The organism is Nocardioides maradonensis (genome assembly GCF_054777115.1).
Map to the genome: position 1 here is coordinate 171,703 of NZ_BAAHAZ010000001.1, position 19,689 is coordinate 191,391.

The 19,689-nt window shown below is 70.4% G+C and carries 18 protein-coding genes; 12 read left to right on the forward strand and 6 right to left on the reverse strand.

Annotated features, from left to right (window positions below):
- The first annotated feature begins 53 nt into the window (after positions 1 to 53).
- The 9 genes from ACYVAQ_RS00700 to ACYVAQ_RS00740 all read left to right on the forward strand — a co-directional run bounded on the left by ACYVAQ_RS00700 (position 54) and on the right by ACYVAQ_RS00740 (position 9,491).
- Positions 54 to 1,754 carry a sensor histidine kinase gene (locus tag ACYVAQ_RS00700; RefSeq protein ID WP_460786491.1) on the forward strand — a complete coding sequence of 567 codons (1,701 nt, stop codon included), beginning with the start codon at positions 54 to 56 and terminating at the stop codon, positions 1,752 to 1,754.
- Entirely contained in the window at positions 1,724 to 2,404 is a 681-nt protein-coding gene (locus ACYVAQ_RS00705; RefSeq protein WP_460786493.1) for a response regulator, read from the forward strand. Before ACYVAQ_RS00700 ends, ACYVAQ_RS00705 begins: the two co-directional genes overlap by 31 nt.
- A 227-nt stretch (positions 2,405 to 2,631) precedes the next feature.
- On the forward strand, positions 2,632 to 4,134 hold the full coding sequence (locus ACYVAQ_RS00710) for a cellulase family glycosylhydrolase (protein WP_460786494.1): 1,503 nt from the start codon (positions 2,632 to 2,634) through the stop codon (positions 4,132 to 4,134).
- Positions 4,135 to 4,152: 18 nt separating this feature from the next.
- Complete coding sequence (gene cax / locus ACYVAQ_RS00715) at positions 4,153 to 5,271, forward strand: calcium/proton exchanger (protein WP_460786495.1); 1,119 nt, start codon at positions 4,153 to 4,155, stop codon at positions 5,269 to 5,271.
- Between the two features lie 34 nt (positions 5,272 to 5,305).
- Complete coding sequence (locus ACYVAQ_RS00720; RefSeq protein ID WP_460786496.1) at positions 5,306 to 6,526, forward strand: MFS transporter; 1,221 nt, start codon at positions 5,306 to 5,308, stop codon at positions 6,524 to 6,526.
- A 62-nt stretch (positions 6,527 to 6,588) separates the two neighbouring features.
- Positions 6,589 to 7,668 carry a tryptophan--tRNA ligase gene (gene trpS, locus ACYVAQ_RS00725; protein WP_460786497.1) on the forward strand — a complete coding sequence of 360 codons (1,080 nt, stop codon included), beginning with the start codon at positions 6,589 to 6,591 and terminating at the stop codon, positions 7,666 to 7,668.
- The gene (locus ACYVAQ_RS00730) at positions 7,668 to 8,222 is read left to right on the forward strand and encodes a 2'-5' RNA ligase family protein (protein WP_460786498.1); all 555 of its coding nucleotides are present in this window, start codon (positions 7,668 to 7,670) and stop codon (positions 8,220 to 8,222) included. Before trpS ends, ACYVAQ_RS00730 begins: the two co-directional genes overlap by 1 nt.
- 10 nt (positions 8,223 to 8,232) lie before the next feature.
- The gene (locus ACYVAQ_RS00735) at positions 8,233 to 9,270 is read left to right on the forward strand and encodes a YihY/virulence factor BrkB family protein (RefSeq protein WP_460786499.1); all 1,038 of its coding nucleotides are present in this window, start codon (positions 8,233 to 8,235) and stop codon (positions 9,268 to 9,270) included.
- Entirely contained in the window at positions 9,267 to 9,491 is a 225-nt protein-coding gene (locus ACYVAQ_RS00740) for an SCO4848 family membrane protein (RefSeq protein WP_460786500.1), read from the forward strand. The genes ACYVAQ_RS00735 and ACYVAQ_RS00740 overlap by 4 nt, the downstream gene beginning before the upstream one ends.
- Before the next feature lie 176 nt (positions 9,492 to 9,667).
- Here ACYVAQ_RS00740 and ACYVAQ_RS00745 read toward each other — a convergent pair whose 3' ends face one another.
- From ACYVAQ_RS00745 to ACYVAQ_RS00760, 4 genes are all read right to left on the reverse strand, one after another.
- A complete protein-coding gene (locus ACYVAQ_RS00745) occupies positions 9,668 to 10,954 on the reverse strand; it encodes an adenylate/guanylate cyclase domain-containing protein (RefSeq protein WP_460786501.1) in 1,287 nt (428 codons plus the stop codon).
- 61 nt (positions 10,955 to 11,015) lie between these two features.
- Positions 11,016 to 11,759, reverse strand: coding sequence for a succinate dehydrogenase/fumarate reductase iron-sulfur subunit (locus ACYVAQ_RS00750; RefSeq protein WP_460786707.1), 744 nt, complete (start codon positions 11,757 to 11,759; stop codon positions 11,016 to 11,018).
- Between the two features lie 11 nt (positions 11,760 to 11,770).
- Positions 11,771 to 13,792, reverse strand: coding sequence for a fumarate reductase/succinate dehydrogenase flavoprotein subunit (locus ACYVAQ_RS00755; protein ID WP_460786708.1), 2,022 nt, complete (start codon positions 13,790 to 13,792; stop codon positions 11,771 to 11,773).
- Between the two features lie 34 nt (positions 13,793 to 13,826).
- Entirely contained in the window at positions 13,827 to 14,540 is a 714-nt protein-coding gene (locus ACYVAQ_RS00760) for a succinate dehydrogenase cytochrome b subunit (RefSeq protein WP_460786502.1), read from the reverse strand.
- A 128-nt stretch (positions 14,541 to 14,668) separates the two neighbouring features.
- Here ACYVAQ_RS00760 and ACYVAQ_RS00765 point away from each other — a divergent pair, with 128 nt between their 5' ends.
- From ACYVAQ_RS00765 to ACYVAQ_RS00775, 3 genes are read left to right on the forward strand one after another with little or no spacing between them, the layout of a single operon-like run.
- Positions 14,669 to 15,463 (forward strand): hypothetical protein, encoded by a 795-nt coding sequence (locus ACYVAQ_RS00765; RefSeq protein ID WP_460786503.1) that lies wholly within the window; start codon positions 14,669 to 14,671, stop codon positions 15,461 to 15,463.
- On the forward strand, positions 15,463 to 17,307 hold the full coding sequence (locus ACYVAQ_RS00770; protein WP_460786504.1) for a fumarate reductase/succinate dehydrogenase flavoprotein subunit: 1,845 nt from the start codon (positions 15,463 to 15,465) through the stop codon (positions 17,305 to 17,307). Before ACYVAQ_RS00765 ends, ACYVAQ_RS00770 begins: the two co-directional genes overlap by 1 nt.
- 2 nt (positions 17,308 to 17,309) lie before the next feature.
- Complete coding sequence (locus ACYVAQ_RS00775; RefSeq protein WP_460786505.1) at positions 17,310 to 18,086, forward strand: succinate dehydrogenase/fumarate reductase iron-sulfur subunit; 777 nt, start codon at positions 17,310 to 17,312, stop codon at positions 18,084 to 18,086.
- A gap of 24 nt (positions 18,087 to 18,110) precedes the next feature.
- On the opposite strand, the gene ACYVAQ_RS00780 is transcribed toward ACYVAQ_RS00775, so the two are convergent.
- Both ACYVAQ_RS00780 and ACYVAQ_RS00785 read right to left on the reverse strand, forming a co-directional pair.
- A complete protein-coding gene (locus ACYVAQ_RS00780; protein ID WP_460786506.1) occupies positions 18,111 to 19,148 on the reverse strand; it encodes a glycosyltransferase in 1,038 nt (345 codons plus the stop codon).
- Positions 19,149 to 19,236: 88 nt separating this feature from the next.
- Positions 19,237 to 19,614 (reverse strand): hypothetical protein, encoded by a 378-nt coding sequence (locus ACYVAQ_RS00785; RefSeq protein ID WP_460786507.1) that lies wholly within the window; start codon positions 19,612 to 19,614, stop codon positions 19,237 to 19,239.
- Between the last annotated feature and the right edge of the window lie 75 nt (positions 19,615 to 19,689).

Below are 19,689 nucleotides of genomic sequence, written 5' to 3' on the forward strand. Positions count from 1 at the left end.
AATTGTGGTCATCTCGGTGTGAGGCCGTCCCGCCGACCACTAGCCTGCGCTCCGTGGGGACCACGGAGCGGGGCACGGGTGCGCCGTGGCGGCAATGGGCCCTGGCCGCGCTCGTCGGTGCGTCGACACTGACCGTCCTGCTCGAGCCCCGCGACACCGCCCACCCCCTGATCGGGGTGCTCGAGGGAGCGCTCATCGCCCTGCTGGCCCTGGCGGCCGCGCTGCTGGCCGACGACGAGGTGCAGCGGGGCAACGCCACGCTGCTGTGCCTGGTCGCCGGGTGCCTGGCCATCGAGCACCTGCGGTTCCTGGACGACTCGCCGTTCCCGCTGATGAGCTGGATCGCGGGCCCGCTGGCCGGGGCGATGCTGGCGGTCGTGCTTGTCCGGTTCCCCGGTCCGCGGCTGTCGCCACGGGGGCGCCGCTGGGCGCGGGCCGCCATCGGCGTGCTCGTCGTGACCAGGCTGACCGTGACCGTCACCCCGGAGCGGCTCCGCCGCGGCTGGTGGCCGGCGCTGCCGTTGCCCACCCGGGTGGCGGACCTCGGGCTGATGCTCGGCAACGCCTACATCCTGGTGCTGGCGGCCTGGTTCATCGGCCTGATGGGGTGGCGGCTGACCCACAGCAAGGGGCTGTCGCGTCACGAGCTCGCGCCCGTCGTTTTCGCCGCGATCGGTGCCACGTTCGCCGTCGCCGGGCACGTGGTCTCCGTGTTCAGCGGCCAGAACCTCGAGGGCCTCGGTGTGCTCGTGGTCGAGCAGGTCGGTCTGCTCGCGGTGCCGGCCGGGTTCATCTACGCCGCCCTGACGATGCGGACCGCCCGCGGCGCGGTGGGGGACCTGCTGCTGCAGGTGCGGGCCTCCAGCACGCCCGCGGAGATCGAGGCGTCCCTCGCGACCACCCTGTCCGACCCGGACCTGACGCTGTTCGTGTGGGGTGCCGAGGAGGGGCACTGGCGGACGGCGTCCGGCCAGCGCCAGGACCCGGCCGCGGACGCGGCCCGCCTGGTGGTCGCCGTCGACGCCGAGGACGGCTCGCCGCTCGCGGCGATCGTCACCGATGCCTCGGTGGCACGGCACGGACAGCTCGTGGACGCGAGCGCGGCGGCGGTCCGCCTGGCCCTGCAGAACGCCGCGACGATGGGGCAGCTGCGGCGTTCCCGCACGCGGCTCGCCGAGGCGGAGCTGGCCGAGCGCAAGCGGCTGGAGAGGGACCTGCACGACGGGGTGCAGCAGCGGCTGCTGGCGCTCGGGATGAGCCTCGACCGCGTCATCCACGCCGCTCCCGACGAGCACACCCGCGGGCTGGCCGCCGCGGCGGCAGGTCACGTCCAGGAGGCGATCGCCGAGCTGCGCGACCTCGCCCGCGGCATCCTGCCCGCCGTGCTCACCCAGAGCGGTCTCGCCGCGGCGGTCGAGAGTGCCGCGGAGCGGCTGCCGGTGCTCGTCACCAGCTCGGTGCCGGGCCGTCGGTGGCCGATGGCCACCGAGGCGACGGCGTACTTCGTCATCTGCGAGGGCCTCAACAACGTCGTGAAGCACGCGCGGACCGACCGGGCCGAGGTCGAGGTCCGCGACGGCGCCGGTACGGTCGTGGTCGTGGTGCGCGACTTCGGGATCGGGGGTGCCGACGCCGCGGACGGCTCGGGGCTCCTCGGCCTCCGGGACCGGGTCACGGCCCTCGGCGGCTCCCTCGTGCTGGAGTCGGAGGAAGGAGGCGGCACGTGCCTGACCGCGTACCTGCCCTACGAGTAGCCATCGCCGAGAACAGCGCGCTGTTCCGCGACGGGCTGGTTCTCCAGCTGCAGGCCGCCGGCGTCGAGGTCATCGCCGTGTGCGGCTCGGCGGAGGAGCTGCTCGAGTCCCTGGAGCGGGTCGCCCCCGACCTGGTGCTGATGGACATCAGGATGCCTCCCACCGAGACCGACGAGGGCATCCGAGCGGCGTCGGTCGTGCGTGACCGCCACCCGGAGATCGGGATCCTCATCCTGTCGACGTACGCCGAGTCGACGTACGCCGCCGCCGTCCTCGCCATCTCCGACCACGCCATCGGCTACCTGCTCAAGGACCGCGTGACCGACGTGGGCGCCCTGCTCGACGTGCTCCAGCGGATCGCGGTCGGCGAGTGCGTCATCGATCCGGACGTCGTCGAGGCGCTGATCGGTCAGCCGCCGCGGCGAGGTGACCTCGAGCGCCTGACCGACCGCGAGCGCGCGGTGCTGCAGCTGATGGCCGAGGGGCGGTCGAACGCCGGCATCGCCGCGGAGCTCTCCTTGACGGTGCGCACCATCGAGGCCTACAGCGCGACGATCTTCGCCAAGCTGGGTCTCGTCGACGACTCGCAGACCAACCGTCGGGTCGCCGCGGTCATCGCGTGGCTGCGGGGCGCACACACGGTTCTCTGACGTCGGCAGGTCTGGGGCTAGCACGGTATCGCCGCGCTCTGCGGCTTCCCTAGCGTTGCCGACGTACGGCTCCTCGAGAACTGCCCGGTGTGTGGGGCGCGGCGGCGTGCTCGGGTGAGCCCGACCTCGGGGTCGGCGGATGCCGTCGGCGTGCTGGGGGACGTCGGCGGCATCACGCGGGTCCGTGGTGCTTGACGTGGCCCCAGGCGCGGGCGATCGTGTCCGCCATGCGGAAGTGGAACAGGTTCTCGTTGGTGGCCGCGGCCCTCGGGCTGGTGGCAGCGCTCGCGGTCGTCGGCGGCGAGCCCCCGGCGAGCGGTACGACGCCGCCCGCGCCCCGTCCGACCGCCCACGGCAGGTTCGTCACGGCGCCGGACGGTCGCGTCGAGATCACCCACGGCGTGAACATGGTCGACAAGCGGGCGCCGTACTCCGCGAACGCGGCGGGCTTCGACGCGCAAGACGCTGCCTTCCTCCGCGCCCACGGCTTCACCAGCGTCCGGCTCGGCGTCATCTGGAAGGCCGTCGAGCCGCGGCCCGGCGTGTACGACGACGCCTACCTCGCCGAGATCCGGCGCGAGGTGGCCTTGCTCGACTCCTACCGGATCGCGAGCCTGGTCGACTTCCACCAAGACATGTGGAACGAGAGGTTCCAGGGCGAGGGTGCGCCCGACTGGGCGGTCCTGGACGGCGGCCTGCCGAACCTCCCGCAGGCCGGCTTCCCCGGCAGCTACTTCGCGAACCTGGCGCTGAACCGGGCGTTCGACAGCTTCTACGCCGACGCGCCCGGGCCGGGCGGGGTCGGCCTGCAGGAGAGGTACGCCGCTGCCTGGGCCCACGTGGCGTCGTACCTGCGGCAGACCCCGGGGGTGATGGGCTTCGACCTCTACAACGAGCCGTGGCCGGGCACGCTCTACGCGACCTGCATCCCGCTCGGCTGCCCGCTGCTCGACCTGCAGCTGCAGGCGGCCGAGCAGAAGATGGTCACCGCGATTCGGGCCGTCGACCCGGCCACGCCGATCTACTTCGAGCCGAACACGCTGTTCGGCGACGGCATCGCCAGCTACGTCCACCCGAGCGGCAGCAACCTCGGCTTCTCCTTCCACGACTACTGCGTGACAGCGGAGGTGGGCTCCGCAGGCGGCCCCGTCGGGCAGCTGGTCTGCGACGTCACGAACAACCTGACCTGGGGCAACGCCGCGTCGACGAGCGGTGCCGCCGGCGCGACGCCGCTGCTCACCGAGTTCGGCGCGACGACGGACCAGCCGACCCTGACCGGCGTGGCCGGGCTCGCCGACCAGCACCTGACCGGCTGGATGTACTGGGCCTACTGCGGCTGCGACGACCCGACCACGACCGGTCCCGGCGACGAGCAGGCGATCGTCCTCGATCCGACGAAGGCCCCGACCGGTGCCAACGTCGACTGGGCCAAGATGTCGGCCCTGGTGACGCCCTATCCCGAGCTGACGGCGGGCACGCCGACGGCGTACCACTTCGACCGGGCGACGAGGACCTTCACCGCCACCTGGTCGACGGCGCGCTACGGCACGTTCGGCAGCTTCCCGGCCGGCGCGCGCACGGTGATCTCCACGCCGGCGTACGTCTATCCGGACGGGTACGACGTCGCCGTCACCGGTGGCCAGGTCGTCTCGGCCCCGGACGCCCGGCAGCTGGTCGTCGCCCAGGACGCGGGCAGCGCGAAGGTCAGCGTCACCGTCACGCCGCGCTGATCCGTTAACGTGCCCCGCGTGACCCCGGGGACCACGCAGACCACGCCGATGTTCGTCCGCAGCGACCTGATCCAGCTCGGTGGCGGAGCCGTCGCGACGGTGCTCGCCGGCGTCGCGCACTACGCCGGCTGGCCGGGCTGGCTGGCCTTCGTCGTCGCGGCGATCGCCGTCGCGCTGCTCGCGAGCGTGGTCGGCCTCAGCGTCGAGCAGCTCGGCGACCGGTTCGGGCCGGGCGCCACGGGCGTCCTGCAGAGCGCGCTGGGCAACCTGCCGGAGCTGTTCATCTGCCTGTTCGCCCTCAAGTCCGGGCTCGTCGGGGTGGTCCAGGCCGCCCTGATCGGGTCGATCCTGAGCAACCTGCTGCTGGTGATGGGCGCGGCGTTCGTGGTCGGTGGCCTCAAGCACGGCTCGCAGAGCATCGACTCGGGTCGGGCGCGCACGATCGCGGTGCTGATGATCGTCGCGGTGACCGCGATGGTGTTCCCGTCGCTCACCAAGCTCGAGCCCTTCGGGCAGGCGGGCCAGGGCGCCGCGAGCCACGAGCAGGCGCTGTCGATCATCATCTCGGTGGTGCTGCTGGGCCTGTTCGCGCTGACCCTCCCGGCCTCGCTGAAGAAGGACAACTCCACGGGCATGGCCGACGCCGACGAGGACGCTCCTGCGCACGAGGCGCCGCGCTGGCCGGTGTGGCTGGCCGTCGGGATGCTCGCGATCGCCGGGCTGCTCGCCGCGTTCGTGTCGGACTGGTTCGTGTCCGCGCTCACCCCGGCGATGAACTCGTGGGGCATCAACGAGACCTTCGCCGGTCTCGTCATCGTCGCCATCGCCGGCAACGCCATCGAGAATGTGGTGGGCCTGCAGCTCGCCGCCCGCAACCAGTCCGAGTACGCCTTCCAGATCGTTATCAACAGCCCGCTGCAGATCGCCCTGGTGCTCGCGCCGCTGCTGGTCATCCTGTCCAGCGTGCTCGGCTTCACCGCACTGACCCTGGTCTTCTCGCCGGCCCTGGTGGTCGCGGTGTTCCTGGCCGTGCTGATCGCCGCGTTCATCACGATCGACGGGGAGTCGAACTGGATCGAGGGCGCCTCGCTGATCGGCGTGTACGCCGTGGTCGCCGCCTCGTTCTGGTGGGGCTAGGAATACCTGCCGGCGGCCCCGGGTTGCCGCCTCAGTGACCACCGCGATCGAGACGACCCCCGACCCCGTGCAGGTCACGACCGCCCGACCGGCGCTCGCCATCCTGGCCCTCTCGCTGGGCGGCTTCACGATCGGCACGACCGAGTTCATGACGATGGGCGTGCTGCCCGAGGTCGCGCACGGCGTGCACGTCTCGATCCCGACGGCGGGCCACGTGATCTCGGCGTACGCACTCGGGGTCGTGGTCGGCGTACCGATCCTGGCGTTCTTCGGCGCCGCGTTGCCGCGCCGGGCGATGCTCGTGGGCCTGATGACGGCGTACGCCGCCTTCAACGTGCTCAGCGGCCTCGCGTCCAGCTACCCGGTGCTGGCCCTGGCCCGCTTCCTGGACGGACTGCCGCACGGCGCCTACTTCGGGGTGGCGAGCCTCGTGGCCGCCAGCCTCGTCGTTCCGGAACGTCGCGGGCGGGCGGTCGCGGGCGTGATGCTCGGGCTGTCGGTCGCGAACGTGGTCGGCGTTCCCTTCGCCACCTGGCTGGGGGAGAACGTCGGCTGGCGGGCGACGTACTTCACGGGCGCGGGGCTCGCCGTCCTGACCGTGCTCGGCATCCTCGCCGTCGTGCCCAGCGTCGGCGGTGACGCGACCGCGAGTGGCCGGGCGGAGGCGCGCGAGTTCTTCACCAACGGCCAGGTCTGGCTGACGATGGCGGCCGGTGCCGTCGGGTTCGGCGGCCTGTTCGCCGTCTACTCCTACGTCGCCAAGACCGTGACCGAGGTCGGTGGGCTCGCCACCGGAACCGTCCCGCTGTTCGTGCTCGCCCTCGGTCTCGGCATGGTCGTCGGCACCTGGCTCGCGGGCGAGCTGGCGGCGATCTCGGTGTTCCGCAGCCTGATCGGTGGGGGAGCGGCGAGCGGCCTGTTCCTGCTCGTCTACTTCGTGGCGGCTCCCGCCGGCTGGTGGCTGCTGCCGGTGGCGTTCGCCGTCACCGCCTCCGGCTCGGTGCTCGTCATCAACCTGCAGCTGCGGCTGATGGACGTGGCCGGCAACGCCGTGACCCTCGGCGCCGCAATGAACCACGCCGCGCTCAACGTGGCCAACGCGCTCGGCGCCTGGCTCGGAGGCCTGGTCATCGCGGGCGGCTACGGTTACCGCGCGCCCGCGCTCGTGGGCGTCGTGCTGAGCGTCGTCGGCGTGCTGATCCTGCTGCTCTCGGCGGCCCTGCACCGGCGTACCACCCCCGCGCCGGCCGCCTGACCGCGGTCCACAACCCCCATCCGCTTGGGGGCGGCCGAGGTGGCCTGACAGAATCGGTGACCATGTCCGCCACGACCGCCCAGCCCCCCGTGCCGGAGACGGCCACCGGGCAGCAGACACCGCAGGGAGCGGCCCGTCCCCGGGTCCTCTCGGGCATCCAGCCGACTGCCGACAGCTACCACCTCGGCAACTACCTCGGCGCCGTGCGGAACTGGCAGATCCTGCAGGCCGACTACGAGCCGTTCTTCTTCATCGCCGACGAGCACGCCATCACCGTGGACTGGGACCCCAAGCTGCTGCGTGAGCGCACCCTGCGCAGCGTGGCGCAGCTGCTGGCGGCCGGCGTGGACCCGGACAAGTCCGCGATCTTCGTGCAGAGCCACATCCCCGCGCACGCCCAGCTCGCGTGGGTCCTCAACGGGATCACCGGCTTCGGCGAGGCCCGCCGGATGACCCAGTTCAAGGACAAGTCGGCCAAGGGCGGCGAGGGAGCCTCGAGCGTCGGGCTGTTCACCTACCCGATCCTGATGGCCGCCGACATCCTGCTCTACCGCCCGCACTACGTGCCGGTGGGCGAGGACCAGCGCCAGCACCTGGAGCTCACCCGCGACCTCGCGCAGCGCTTCAACAGCCGGTTCAAGAAGACCTTCCGGCTGCCCGAGCCCTACATCCTGAAGTCGACGGCGAAGATCTACGACCTCCAGGAGCCGACCAAGAAGATGTCGAAGTCGTCGTCCTCGCCGAACGGCATCATCGAGATGCTCGACGACCCGAAGGTGACGGCCAAGAAGATCCGCTCCGCGGTCACCGACTCCGACGGCGAGATCCGCTACGACCCGGAGAGCAAGCCGGGTGTCAGCAACCTGCTCAGCCTCTACTCCGCGCTCGGCGGCGAGTCGATCACCGACCTCGAGGAGCAGTACGCCGGCCAGGGGTACGGCGCCCTCAAGAGCGACCTCGCCGAGGTGGTGCTCAGCTACGTCACCCCGTTCCGCGACCGCACCCTCGAGCTGCTCGACGACCAGGACTACCTGATGCAGGTGCTGGCCAAAGGCGCCGAGCAGGCCCGCCCGGTGGCCGAGGCGACGCTGCGCGACGTCTACCAGCGGATCGGCTTCGTCGCGCCGGGAGCGCCCGCCTGATGAGCTCGTTCCGCAACGGCACGCCCGATGCTGACGGCACCACCGCCACGATCGGCGTCGCGGTCGCGATCCCGGAGCCGGCCGCGACCCGGCTGCAGGAGTACCGGCTCGAGATCGGCGACCCGACCGCGCTCGGCGTACCCACCCACATCACGCTGATCCCGCCGACCCTGGTCGACCGCGACCTGGCGCCGATCGTGGAGCACCTCGCGGACGCGGCGGCGCAGGTCGCCCCGTTCTCCGTGCACCTGCGCGGCACCGGGACCTTCCGCCCGGTCTCCCCGGTGGTGTTCGTGGGCCTGGTGGAGGGCATCTCGCAGTGCGAGGCCCTCGCCGACGTCGTACGCCGCGGGCCGCTGGGCATCGACATCGACTGGCCGTACCACCCGCACGTCACCGTCGCCCACCACGTCGACGACGCGACGCTGGACCGCGCGTTCGAGGACATGGCGGACTTCGAGTGCGTCTTCGACGTGCGCGAGTTCCACCTCTACGTGCACCAGGGCGCGGCCGGCTGGGTGACGTCCCGGACCTTCGAGCTGTCGGGTCGGTAACGTCGAGGGCATGGCCGGCATCAAGGAACGTCTCGGGCAGGTGCGGCAGCGGTCCCCGCTCCTCGACCACGTGCTGCGCACCGTCGAGCACTACGGATCGGTGAACGGCAGCCAGCAGGCCGCCGGTGTCACCTACTTCGGGTTCCTGTCGGTCTTCCCGGTGCTCGCGATCGCGTTCTTCGTCATCGGGTACGTCGCCCGCGTGGTCCCCGCCGCCCACACCGCGCTGGTCAAGGCGATCCAGCAGGTGCTGCCCGGTCTCGTCGGCACCGGCGACCACCAGATCCAGCTCGCCGACATCGAGCACTCCGCGGGCGCGGTGGGCGTGATCGGCCTGTTCGGTGTCCTGTACGCCGGCCTGGGCTGGCTCTCCGCGCTGCAGACCGCCCTGATCGCCGTCTTCCAGGAGCCGAAGCGGCTGCGTCCCAACTTCATCATGGGCAAGCTGCGCGACCTCAGCGCGCTGGCCGTCCTGGGCGTGGTGCTGCTGCTCGGCGTCGCCGTCTCGGGCATCGTCGGCCACTCCTCGGGCTGGCTGCTCGGCAGGCTGGGCCTCGCCAGCGGTCTCGGCTGGCTGGTCACCGTGCTCGCGATCGTCGTCGGCGTCGCGGCCGGCACGCTGATGTTCTTCCTCATGTTCGTGCTGCTCGCGCACCCGCCGCTGCCGCGCCGTGCGCTGTGGCAGGGCGCGGTCATCGCGGCGGTGGGCTTCGAGGTGCTCAAGCAGGCCTCCGCGCTGCTGCTGGCCTCGACCAAGGGTCAGCCCGCGTTCCAGGCGTTCGGGATCGCGCTGATCCTGCTGGTCTGGATCAACTACTTCTCCCAGGTCACCCTGTACGCCGCGGCCTGGGCCCAGACCTCGGTCCAGAACCCCGCGGCCGTCCCGCCCGTGCCGCCGGCCCCCGCCCTGGCGGCCATGAGCCGGGCCGCTGTGAGCCGGACCGCTGCGACGCCCGCTCCCGGCAGGGCCGGTCCGTTCGCGGCCGGCGCGGGTGCGATGCTGGCCCTCGTCGTACTGCTCAAGCGCACGCGGAGGCCCCACGTATGAAGTTCGAGAAGAAGCACGCCTGGTTCTGCATCGGCGTCGCCGTCTGGAGCTTCGTGATCTGGGGTCGGTTCATCAAGGCGCTCGCCGATGAGCACGCCAAGGGGACCGTCGAGCCCGCCGGGTACTACCCCGCGCACATCACGCTGATCGTCATCAACATGATCCTCGGGCTGGTGTTCCTGGGCTTCGGGATCAAGGTGCTGCGGGCGCTCCGCTCGTGAATGGTGGGTCGTGGGAGGGCGGGATTTTTGCGAGCCCTTTCCCCGCGGCCTCCCACACCCCTATGGGTCACTCCGACGCTTTCGTAGGACCTACGAAACCTTCGGAGTGACCCATAGGGGTGACGGCACGGGGAAAGGGCTCGCAAAAATCCCGCCCTCCCACGACCCCTGGCCCCTCAGACCAGCGCCCCCAGCAGGAAGTACGTCGTCATCGGCCCCTTGCCCTTGACGTCGACCACCTGCGGCGCGCTGAACGCGTAGCGGTCCTCCAGCAGGGCGTGAGTGGACTCCGCGACCTGGATCCGGTGCGGGCGGCCGCTGGACTCCATCCGGCTGGCGGTGTTCACCGTGTCGCCCCACAGGTCGTAGGTGAACTTGCGCTGGCCGATGACCCCGGCGACGACCGGACCCGAGGCGATGCCGATGCGCATCGCGATCGGGCTGGGCCAGTCGGCGGAGAGCCGGCTCAGGGTGCGCTGCATGTCGAGGGCGAGCTCGGCCGCGGACGCGGCGTGGTCCGGGTCCGGGTTCGGCAGCCCGGCCACGGCCATGTAGGCGTCGCCGACGGTCTTGATCTTCTCCATGCCCCGTCGGTCGCACAGCTCGTCGAACTCGCGGAACATCGTGTCCAGGAGCTGCACCAGGGCCTCGGGCGTGAGGGTCTCGGACACCGGCGTGAAGCCGACGATGTCGGAGAACAGCACGGTCACGTTCGGCGCCGAGTCGGCGATCGCGCCGGCCCCGGTCCGCAGCCGGTCGGCGATCGATGCTGGCAGCACGTTGTGCAGGATCTCGTCGGACCGCGCGCGTGCCTCCTCGAGCTCGCGCTGGCGCAGGAAGTCGGTACGCCGCAGCCGCTCCAGCGCGTAGGCGATCGTCCACGCGATCGCGGCCATGCCCAGGGTCGGTGCGACGTGCGATCCCAGCTCGTCCACACCCGCCCACACGCCGGGCAGGGTGAGGCTGACGACGGCGTAGACGACGACCATGACGTCGACGGCCCGCATCCGCAGCCGGAGCAGCCCGATCGCGCCGAGGAGCGTGACGCTCGCCGAGGTGCGCAGGTACTCGGTGGGGAAGTCCGCCCCCAGAGCCAGCGCCGGGCCGAGCGAGACCAGGATGAAGGTCAGCAGCAGCACGGTGCCGACCTGGAAGTGGTCGCGCACCAGCCGGACTCGGCGCAGGGCGACCCAGGCGCCCAGGAACATGACCACCGTGAACAGCCGGATCAGCATCGTCGCCAGCAGCGCATGCCGCAGGACGAGCGCGTCGATGCCGGCGTACACCACCGTGAAGACGACGCCGACCACCAGCCCGAAGGGGGCGGCCGCGATGCCGGCACGGTCGTCGTGGGCCTTGAAGTCACGCTCCGCGTCCGGCTGGTCGAACTCCAGCATCCACCGGCGCATGTGGAGCTGGGCGTGCTGCTGCTCCAGCCAGCACCGGATCGCCGTCGCACCCACAGGCGAAAAGTAGCGGAGACCCGCGTCCGTCGTACGACGAAACCCGGGTCTCCGGAACGGATCAGTGACCGGACTTGAGGGCGGTCCGCAGGTCCCTGTTCAGCTGGGAGATCACGTCGAGCGGGATCTCCTTCGGGCACGCGGCCGCGCACTCACCGATGTTGGTGCAACCGCCGAAGCCCTCGTGGTCGTGCTGGCCGACCATGTCAACGACGCGCGACCAGCGCTCCGGCTGGCCCTGCGGCAGCTCACCGAGGTGGGTGATCTTGGCGCCGAGGAACAGCGAGGCCGAGCCGTTCGGGCACGCTGCCACGCACGCGCCGCAGCCGATGCAGGTGGCCACGTTGAACGCACGCATCGCGTGGTCGCGCGGGACCGGCACCGCGTTGGCCTCCGGGGCCGAGCCCGTGTTGACCGAGATGTAGCCGCCGGACTGGATGATCCGGTCGAAGGCGGCCCGGTCGACGACGAGGTCCTTGATGACCGGGAAGGCCGCCGAGCGCCACGGCTCGATCGTGATCGTGTCGCCGTCCTTGAACGAGCGCATGTGCAGCTGGCAGGTCGTGGTGACCTCGGGGCCGTGCGGCTCGCCGTTGATCATCAGCGAGCACATGCCGCAGATGCCTTCGCGGCAGTCGGAGTCGAAGGCCACGGGCTCCTCGCCCGCGTCGTTGAGCTGCTCGTTGAGGACGTCGAGCATCTCCAGGAAGCTCATGTCCGAGGAGATGCCCCCGAGCTCGTAGGTGCGGATGCCGCCGCGGTCCTCCGGACCGGCCTGGCGCCAGATCTTGAGGGTGAGGTTCATGTCGCCCGCGCTCACTTGTAGGACCTCTGCTTCATCTCGATGGCCGTGTAGACCAGGTCTTCCTTGTGCAGGACCGGGGTGTTGCCCTCACCGGTCCACTCCCAGGCCGCGACGTAGGCGAACTCGTCGTCGTGGCGCAGCGCCTCGCCGTCCTCGGTCTGGGACTCGGCCCGGAAGTGACCGCCGCACGACTCGCGGCGGTTGAGGGCGTCGATGCACATCAGCTCGCCGAGCTCGATGAAGTCGGCCACCCGGCCGGCCTTCTCCAGGCTCTGGTTGAGCGTGTCGGCCTCGCCGAGCACCTTGACGTTCGTCCAGAAGTCCTGCTTGAGCTCGCGGATCATGTCGATCGCCTTGCGCAGGCCCTCGGCCGTGCGCTCCATGCCGCAGTACTCCCACATGATGTGGCCGAGCTCGCGGTGGTAGCTGTCGACCGAGCGGGTGCCCTGGATCGACAGGAACTTCGCGATCCGGTCCTCCACGTCCTTCTTGGCCTCGGCCACGGCCGGGTGCGACTCGTCGATCTCCTCGAACGGTCCGTCCGCGAGGTAGTCGCGGATGGTGTGGGGGAGCACGAAGTAGCCGTCGGCCAGGCCCTGCATCAGGGCCGAGGCACCGAGCCGGTTGGCCCCGTGGTCGGAGAAGTTCGCCTCTCCGGTCACGAACAGGCCCGGGATCGAGGACTGCAGGTCGTAGTCGACCCACAGGCCGCCCATGACGTAGTGCACGGCGGGGTAGATCCGCATCGGGACCTCGTACGGGTTCTCGCCGGTGATCCGCTCGTACATGTCGAGGAGGTTGTCGTACTTCTCCTCGATGGCGTCCCTGCCGAGGCGCTCGATGGCGTCCTTGAAGTCCAGGTAGACGCCACGACGGAAGTCGCCGACCATCGGGCCGACACCGCGGCCCTCGTCGCACATGTTCTTGGCCTGCCGGGACGCGATGTCGCGGGGGACCAGGTTGCCGAAGGACGGGTAGATCCGCTCCAGGTAGTAGTCGCGGTCCTCCTCGGGGATGTCCCGCGGGTCCTTCGTGCAGTCCTCCTTCTTCTTCGGCACCCAGATCCGGCCGTCGTTGCGGAGCGACTCGCTCATCAGCGTGAGCTTGGACTGGTGCTCGCCGGAGACCGGGATGCAGGTCGGGTGGATCTGCGTGTAGCAGGGGTTGGCCATGTAGGCGCCCTTGCGGTGCGCGCGCCACGCGGCGGTGACGTTGGACCCCATCGCGTTGGTCGAGAGGTAGAAGACGTTGCCGTAGCCGCCGGAGGCGATGACCACCACGTCGGCGAGGTGGGTCTCGATCTCGCCGGTGACCATGTCGCGGGCGATGATGCCGCGCGCCTTCCCGTCGGCGACGATCACCTCGAGCATCTCGTGCCGGGTGTACGCCGTGACGGTGCCGGCCTTGATCTGCCGCTCCATCGCCTGGTAGGCGCCGATCAGCAGCTGCTGGCCGGTCTGGCCGCGGGCGTAGAACGTGCGGGAGACCTGCACGCCGCCGAAGGAGCGGTTGTCGAGCAGGCCGCCGTAGTCGCGGGCGAACGGGACGCCCTGCGCGACGCACTGGTCGATGATGTTGGTGCTGACCTCGGCCAGGCGGTAGACGTTCGACTCGCGCGAGCGGTAGTCGCCGCCCTTGACCGTGTCGTAGAAGAGACGGTGGACGGAGTCGCCGTCCTCCTTGTAGTTCTTGGCCGCGTTGATGCCGCCCTGGGCGGCGATCGAGTGGGCGCGACGCGGGGAGTCCTGGTAGCAGAAGGACTTCACGTTGTAGCCGGCCTCGCCGAGCGTGGCGGCCGCAGCGCCGCCGGCCAGGCCGGTGCCGACGATGATGATGTCGAGCTTGCGACGGTTGGCCGGGTTGACCAGCCGCGCCTCGAACTTGCGGGTCTGCCAGCGGTCCTCGATCGGGCCGCTCGGCGCCTTGGTGTCGGCGATCGGGTCGCCGAGGACGTAGTAGCCCTTCGCGTCGTCGTACTCACCCGGGGACGGCTCGTCCTGCGAGTTGTGGTGGGTGAGCGTGGTGTCCGGCATGTCGGTCATTGCGTTGATCTCCCTGCTAGGCCGGTCAGTCGATGATGCCGAAGACGACACCGAGCGGAACGAGCGAGAAGCCGCCCGCGATCACGATGGCCACGACCAGGGCGAAGGTGCGGGCGCGGGTGCGGGACTGGGCGGAGCCCGTCCAGCCGAGCGTCTGCATCGCGCTCCACGTGCCGTGGTGGATGTGGGCACCCAGGAAGGCCATCGAGATCAGGTAGATGACGGTGTTCCACCAGGTCTTGAAGTCGTCGACCAGGAGGTTGTACGGGTCGTTGGTGGCGCCGCCTGCGGGGTTGACCTTGCCGATCGTGAAGTTGATCAGGTGCCAGATCAGGAAGCCCAGGATCCAGACGCCGGCGATCCGCATGATCCGCGCGGCAGGGATGGCGCCGGTGTGCTTCTTGACGACGTACTTGACCGGGCGCGCCTTGGCGGCGCGGCGCCACAGCGCCATGCCGGTGCCCACGTGGACCACCAGCGCCAGGATCAGCACGACGCGCATCACCCAGAGGAAGCCCTCGCGCGGAAGCATCGGCGTACCGAGCACCCGGAGGTGATCGGCGTACTCGTTGAACGCCTCGTGGCCGGAGAAGGCCTTGAGGTTGCCGTACATGTGGACGAGGACGAATCCGATGAAGAGAACGCCGCTGGCGGCCATCAGGAACTTCAGGGCGATGGTCGTGCGTACGGCGCGGGTGTTCTCGACAAGCCCCGTCTGGGAGATGAGAGGTGCAGCCACGGCGGTCACGCTACCGCTCGGGGATGGGGTCAGCGATCCCGGGGTTTGCGGTGTGGCCCCTTTCACATTCGGGGTCGAAGGTGCAGACTCGGTCGCGCTCTGCCTGCCACCAACGCGAGGACGGTCTGATGGCGATCGACACCAACGGGGTCCATGGCCCGACGAGGGCGAGGATCGAGGAGCGGACACTTCGGACGGACCGTTGGTGGGCCTACCCGCTGACGACGTTCATCGTCTTCACGGCCTTCGTCGTGTACGCGACGATCCGCGCGTTCGCGGGCTCGCACTACTACGCGGCGCCGTACCTCTCGCCCTTCTACTCGCCGTGCCTCGGCGACTGCGTGAAGGGGAGCAGCGACTTCGGCCAGCCGTTCTCGTGGTGGCCCCTGTCGGCGGCGCTGATCATCCTGATCTTCCCGCTCGGCTTCCGGATGAGCTGCTACTACTACCGCAAGGCCTACTACCGCTCGTTCTGGTTGTCGCCGCCCGCGTGCGCGGTGGCCGAGCCGCACTCGGCGTACTCCGGTGAGACGCGGCTGCCGCTCATCCTGAACAACATCCACCGCTACTTCTGGTACGCCGCCGTGGTGGTCGCCCTGATCCTCACCTACGACGCGGTGCTGGCCTTCCGCAACGCCGACGACCAGTGGTTCCACATGGGCCTCGGCACCGTGGTCATGTGGGTCAACGTGGTCCTGATCTGGGCCTACACGCTGGGCTGCCACTCCTGCCGCCACGTCGTCGGCGGCCGGCTGCGGCACTTCAGCAAGCACCCGGTCCGCTACTGGCTGTGGACGCAGGTGTCGAAGCTGAACAGGCGGCACGCGCTCTACGCCTGGCTGTCGTTGTTCTCGGTGGCCCTGACCGACCTCTACATCTACCTGGTGTCCAACGGCACGATCTCCGACCTGAGGTTCTTCTGATGACTGACCGGCACCCGATGACCGGCAACGAGATGTCCGGCGACGCCGAGGGCGGCATGGAGCGCCACCAGTACGACGTCGTGGTGATCGGCGCCGGAGGCTCCGGCCTGCGGGCGGCGATCGCGGCGCACGAGGCGGGAGCGCGGGTCGCGGTGCTGTGCAAGTCGCTGCTCGGCAAGGCGCACACGGTGATGGCCGAGGGCGGCGCCGCCGCGGCGATGGGGAACGTCTACCCCGAGGACAACTGGCAGGTCCACTTCCGCGACACCATGCGCGGCGGGAAGATGCTCAACAACTGGCGGATGGCGCAGATCCACGCCCAGGAGGCCCCTGACCGGGTCATGGAGCTCGAGGACTGGGGCGCGCTGTTCGACCGCACCAAGGACGGCCTGATCTCGCAGCGCGACTTCGGCGGCCACCGGTACGCGCGGCTCGCCCACATCGGAGACCGCACCGGACTGGAGATGATCCGCACCCTCCAGCAGCGGCTGGTGTCGCTGGGCATCGACGTCTACATGGAGTTCACGGTCACCGACCTGCTGAAGGTCGACGGCTCGATCGCCGGTGCCTTCGGCTACTGGCGCGAGTCGGGCCGCTTCGTCACCTTCGACGCCCCGGCCGTCATCCTCGCGACGGGCGGTTTCGGCAAGGGCTGGAAGGTCACCTCCAACTCCTGGGAGTACACCGGCGACGGCCACGCGCTCGCGTTGCGGGCCGGCGCCACGCTGATCAACATGGAGTGCGTCCAGTTCCACCCCACCGGGATGGTCTGGCCGCCTTCGGTCAAGGGTCTGCTGGTCACCGAGTCGGTGCGCGGTGACGGCGGCATCCTGAAGAACTCCGAGGGGCGCCGCTTCATGTTCGACCACATCCCCGAGTACTTCCGGGCCGAGACCGCCGACACCGAGGAGGAGGCGGACCGGTGGTACGACGACAAGAAGAACAACCGGCGCCCTCCCGAGCTGCTGCCGCGTGACGAGGTCGCGCGCGCCATCAACGCCGAGGTCAAGGCGGGTCGCGGCACGCCCCACGGCGGGGTCTACCTCGACATCGCGTCGCGCCGGACGCCGGAGTTCATCAAGAAGCGGCTGCCCTCGATGTACCACCAGTTCAAGGAACTGGCCGACGTCGACATCACGGTCGAGCCCATGGAGATCGGACCCACCTGCCACTACGCGATGGGCGGCGTCGAGGTCGACGCCGACACCGAGCAGTCGTTGGTGCCGGGTCTGTTCGCGGTCGGTGAGTGCTCGGGCGGCATGCACGGCTCGAACCGGCTGGGCGGCAACTCGCTCTCCGACCTGATCGTCTTCGGCAAGCGGGCCGGCGACTCCGCTGCCACGTACGCCGCCGGGCAGAGCGGCCGACCGGCCGCCTCGGACGAGGCGATCGCGACCGCGAAGCGTCAGGCGCTCGCGCCGTTCGAGTACGAGGGTGGTGAGAACCCCTACTCGGTGCAGAGCGACCTGCAGCAGACGATGCAGGACCTGGTCGGCATCATCCGCGACGCCCCCGAGCTCGAGCAGGCGATCACCGAGATCGAGGCGCTCAAGGCGCGGGCGAAGCACGTGTCCGTCGAGGGGCACCGCCAGTACAACCCCGGCTGGCACCTCGCCATCGACCTGCGCAACCTGCTGCTGGTGGCCGAGTCCGTCGCGAAGGCGGCGCTGGCGCGCAAGGAGTCGCGGGGTGGGCACACCCGCAACGACTTCCCCGGTCCGGACCCGGAGTGGGGGAGCAAGAACCTCGTCGTACGCCTCAACCCCGAAGGCACGGGGATCGACCTGACCGAGCAGCCCCTGCCCGTCATGCCGGACGAGCTCAAGCAGTTCTTCGAGGAGTGACCATGGCCTATCAGCTCAAGCTCCGGATCTGGCGGGGCGACCAGGACGGCGGTCAGATCAACGACTACCCGGTCGAGGTGTCCGAGGGCGAGGTCGTGCTCGACGCCATCCACCGGGTGCAGGCCACCCAGGCCGGCGACCTCGCGGTGCGGTGGAACTGCAAGGCCGGGAAGTGTGGCTCCTGCAGCGCCGAGGTCAACGGCAAGCCGCGGCTGATGTGCATGTGCCGGCTCTCGGACTTCGAGCCCGAGGAGACCATCACGGTCACTCCGATGCGCACCTTCCCGGTGATCCGCGACCTGGTCACGGACGTGTCGTTCAACTACCGCAAGGCGGCCGAGCTGCCGTCGGTCTCGCTGCCGCCGCGCGACGCGGACGGCAAGCGGCGGATGGCGCAGGTCGACGTCGAGCGGGGTCAGGAGTTCCGCAAGTGCATCGAGTGCTTCCTCTGCCAGAACACCTGCCACGTCGTCCGTGACCACGAGGACAACAAGGAGGCGTTCGCCGGCCCGCGCTTCTTCCTGCGGTACGCCGAGCTCGACATGCACCCGCTCGACACCCACGACCGGCGCGAGCTGGCGCAGGGTGCCGCCGGCATCGGGCTGTGCAACATCACCAAGTGCTGCACCGAGGTCTGCCCGGAGGGCATCAAGATCACCGACAACGCGATCATCCCGATGAAGGAGAGGGTCGTGGACAAGAAGTACGACCCGCTCGTCTGGCTCGGCAACAAGATCGGCCTGCGCAACAAGGACTACGACGGGCGCACCGAGGTCTGACTCCGGGCGTCCGCCCGGGCGGGATCAGGCGGCGAGCGGTGCGGGCGCGGGGTAGTGGGCGGCGACCAGCTCGTCGACGGCGTCGGCCCAGGTGCGCCCGACGGCCAGCTCGCGTGCGTGGGCACCGAGCAGGGTGCGGTGCGGGTCGGCGACCACGGCCTGCACGGCGCGCATCAGCTCGCCGTGGTCGTCGGCGTCGTAGAGCAGCCCGGTCTCCAGGTGCCGCACGACGTCGGGCGCACCGCCGGCCCGCGGCGCGATCGTCGGTACGCCGGAGGCGGCGGCCTCGCGCAGCACGTGGCAGTCGGTCTCGAACTCGCCGGGGTGGACCAGCACGTCGAGGGTCGGCAGGGCCACGGTCAGGTCGCCGGTCTGCAGCGCGCCGGTGAACCGGGCGGTCGGCAGCCGCTTGGCCAGCCAGTCGCGCTCCGGGCCGTCGCCGATGATCACCACGCGGGCGTCGCGCAGGTGCGCGAGGTCGGCGAGCCGGCGTACGCCGTGGCGCTTGTGCAGGCTGCCGACGTACCCGACCACGATCTGGGGGGAGCGCGCCGACTTCGCGCGCGACCACGAGGTGTGCAGCCACTGGTCGCGCAGCGCGGGGTTGAACGCCGCCGGGTCGACGCCCGGGGTCCACAGCCCGGCCTCGACACCGAGCTCGGCGGCCCGTTCGACCATCCACCGCGACGTCACCAGCACCTGGCCGGCGCGGCCGCCGACCTTCGCGCGCCAGTAGTCCGCGGCCAGGTCGAAGACCGGCGACTGCTCGACGGCGATCGAGGCGATGCCCATCCGCTGGGCGTGCTTGAGGGCCTTGCGGCCCACGCCGCGCGGGGAGTGGGTCTGCACGAGATCGGGACCGAACGCCTCCAGCGCCGCCTTGACCTGCGGACCGGTCGGCTCCAGCGGCTTCATCCGCACGACGTCCGCGTTGCGGTAGGTGGCCAGGCCCGGTCCGGGCGCGATGATCCGGACGGTGTGGCCGAGGTCGACGAGCCGGTCGGCCGTGGCCTTGAGCGTCGTGGTCGTGGAGTCGACGGCGGGGTAGAACGTCTCGGTCACCAGCGCAATCCTCATGTCACCACCGTGACCGGGCGAGGTTGCCCGAGGTTGTCGGGTTGCGGTGCCCCGAGGTGTACGCCGGGTGAACTCAGCCGACCTGCGCCACCGGGGTCTCGCCGCGCCGGATCGCGTCGGCGACCTCATGGATGCGCAGGCCGCTGGCCTGCCAGTCGCCGGCCGGGGCGTCCCACACGATCTGGAAGCCGCGCCGTGCCTCGACCGTCCACTTCCGCCCGAGGACGACGCGGGCCAGGACCGCCACGGGGAGCAGGAGCAGCAGGAGCAGGAACTCCGCGGCGACCACCAGCCCGAGCAGGAGGAAGGGGAGCGCCAGGACCAGCAGCACGATGCCGATCACCGCGCTGATCGGGTCGTCACCGAGACCGCTCAGGTCCGGTCCGCCCCAGCCGCTGCCCAGGTCCACGTCCCTCAACCGGCGCCGCCACGGCACCCATCGCCGCGTCACGCGCCACGTCTGCCCACTCGGGTCCTTGACCTTCACGAGCGGAGAACCTACCCACGGCCGGGGACTTCACTCCCC

Coding starts and splice junctions, on each gene's coding strand:
- ACYVAQ_RS00710 (WP_460786494.1), top strand. CDS start 2,632: ATGCGGAAGTGGAACAGGTTCTCGTTGGTGGCCGCGGCCCTCGGGCTG.
- trpS (WP_460786497.1), top strand. CDS start 6,589: ATGTCCGCCACGACCGCCCAGCCCCCCGTGCCGGAGACGGCCACCGGG.
- ACYVAQ_RS00730 (WP_460786498.1), top strand. CDS start 7,668: ATGAGCTCGTTCCGCAACGGCACGCCCGATGCTGACGGCACCACCGCC.
- ACYVAQ_RS00735 (WP_460786499.1), top strand. CDS start 8,233: ATGGCCGGCATCAAGGAACGTCTCGGGCAGGTGCGGCAGCGGTCCCCG.
- ACYVAQ_RS00740 (WP_460786500.1), top strand. CDS start 9,267: ATGAAGTTCGAGAAGAAGCACGCCTGGTTCTGCATCGGCGTCGCCGTC.
- ACYVAQ_RS00750 (WP_460786707.1), bottom strand. CDS start 11,759: ATGAACCTCACCCTCAAGATCTGGCGCCAGGCCGGTCCGGAGGACCGC.
- ACYVAQ_RS00755 (WP_460786708.1), bottom strand. CDS start 13,792: ATGCCGGACACCACGCTCACCCACCACAACTCGCAGGACGAGCCGTCC.
- ACYVAQ_RS00765 (WP_460786503.1), top strand. CDS start 14,669: ATGGCGATCGACACCAACGGGGTCCATGGCCCGACGAGGGCGAGGATC.
- ACYVAQ_RS00770 (WP_460786504.1), top strand. CDS start 15,463: ATGACTGACCGGCACCCGATGACCGGCAACGAGATGTCCGGCGACGCC.
- ACYVAQ_RS00775 (WP_460786505.1), top strand. CDS start 17,310: ATGGCCTATCAGCTCAAGCTCCGGATCTGGCGGGGCGACCAGGACGGC.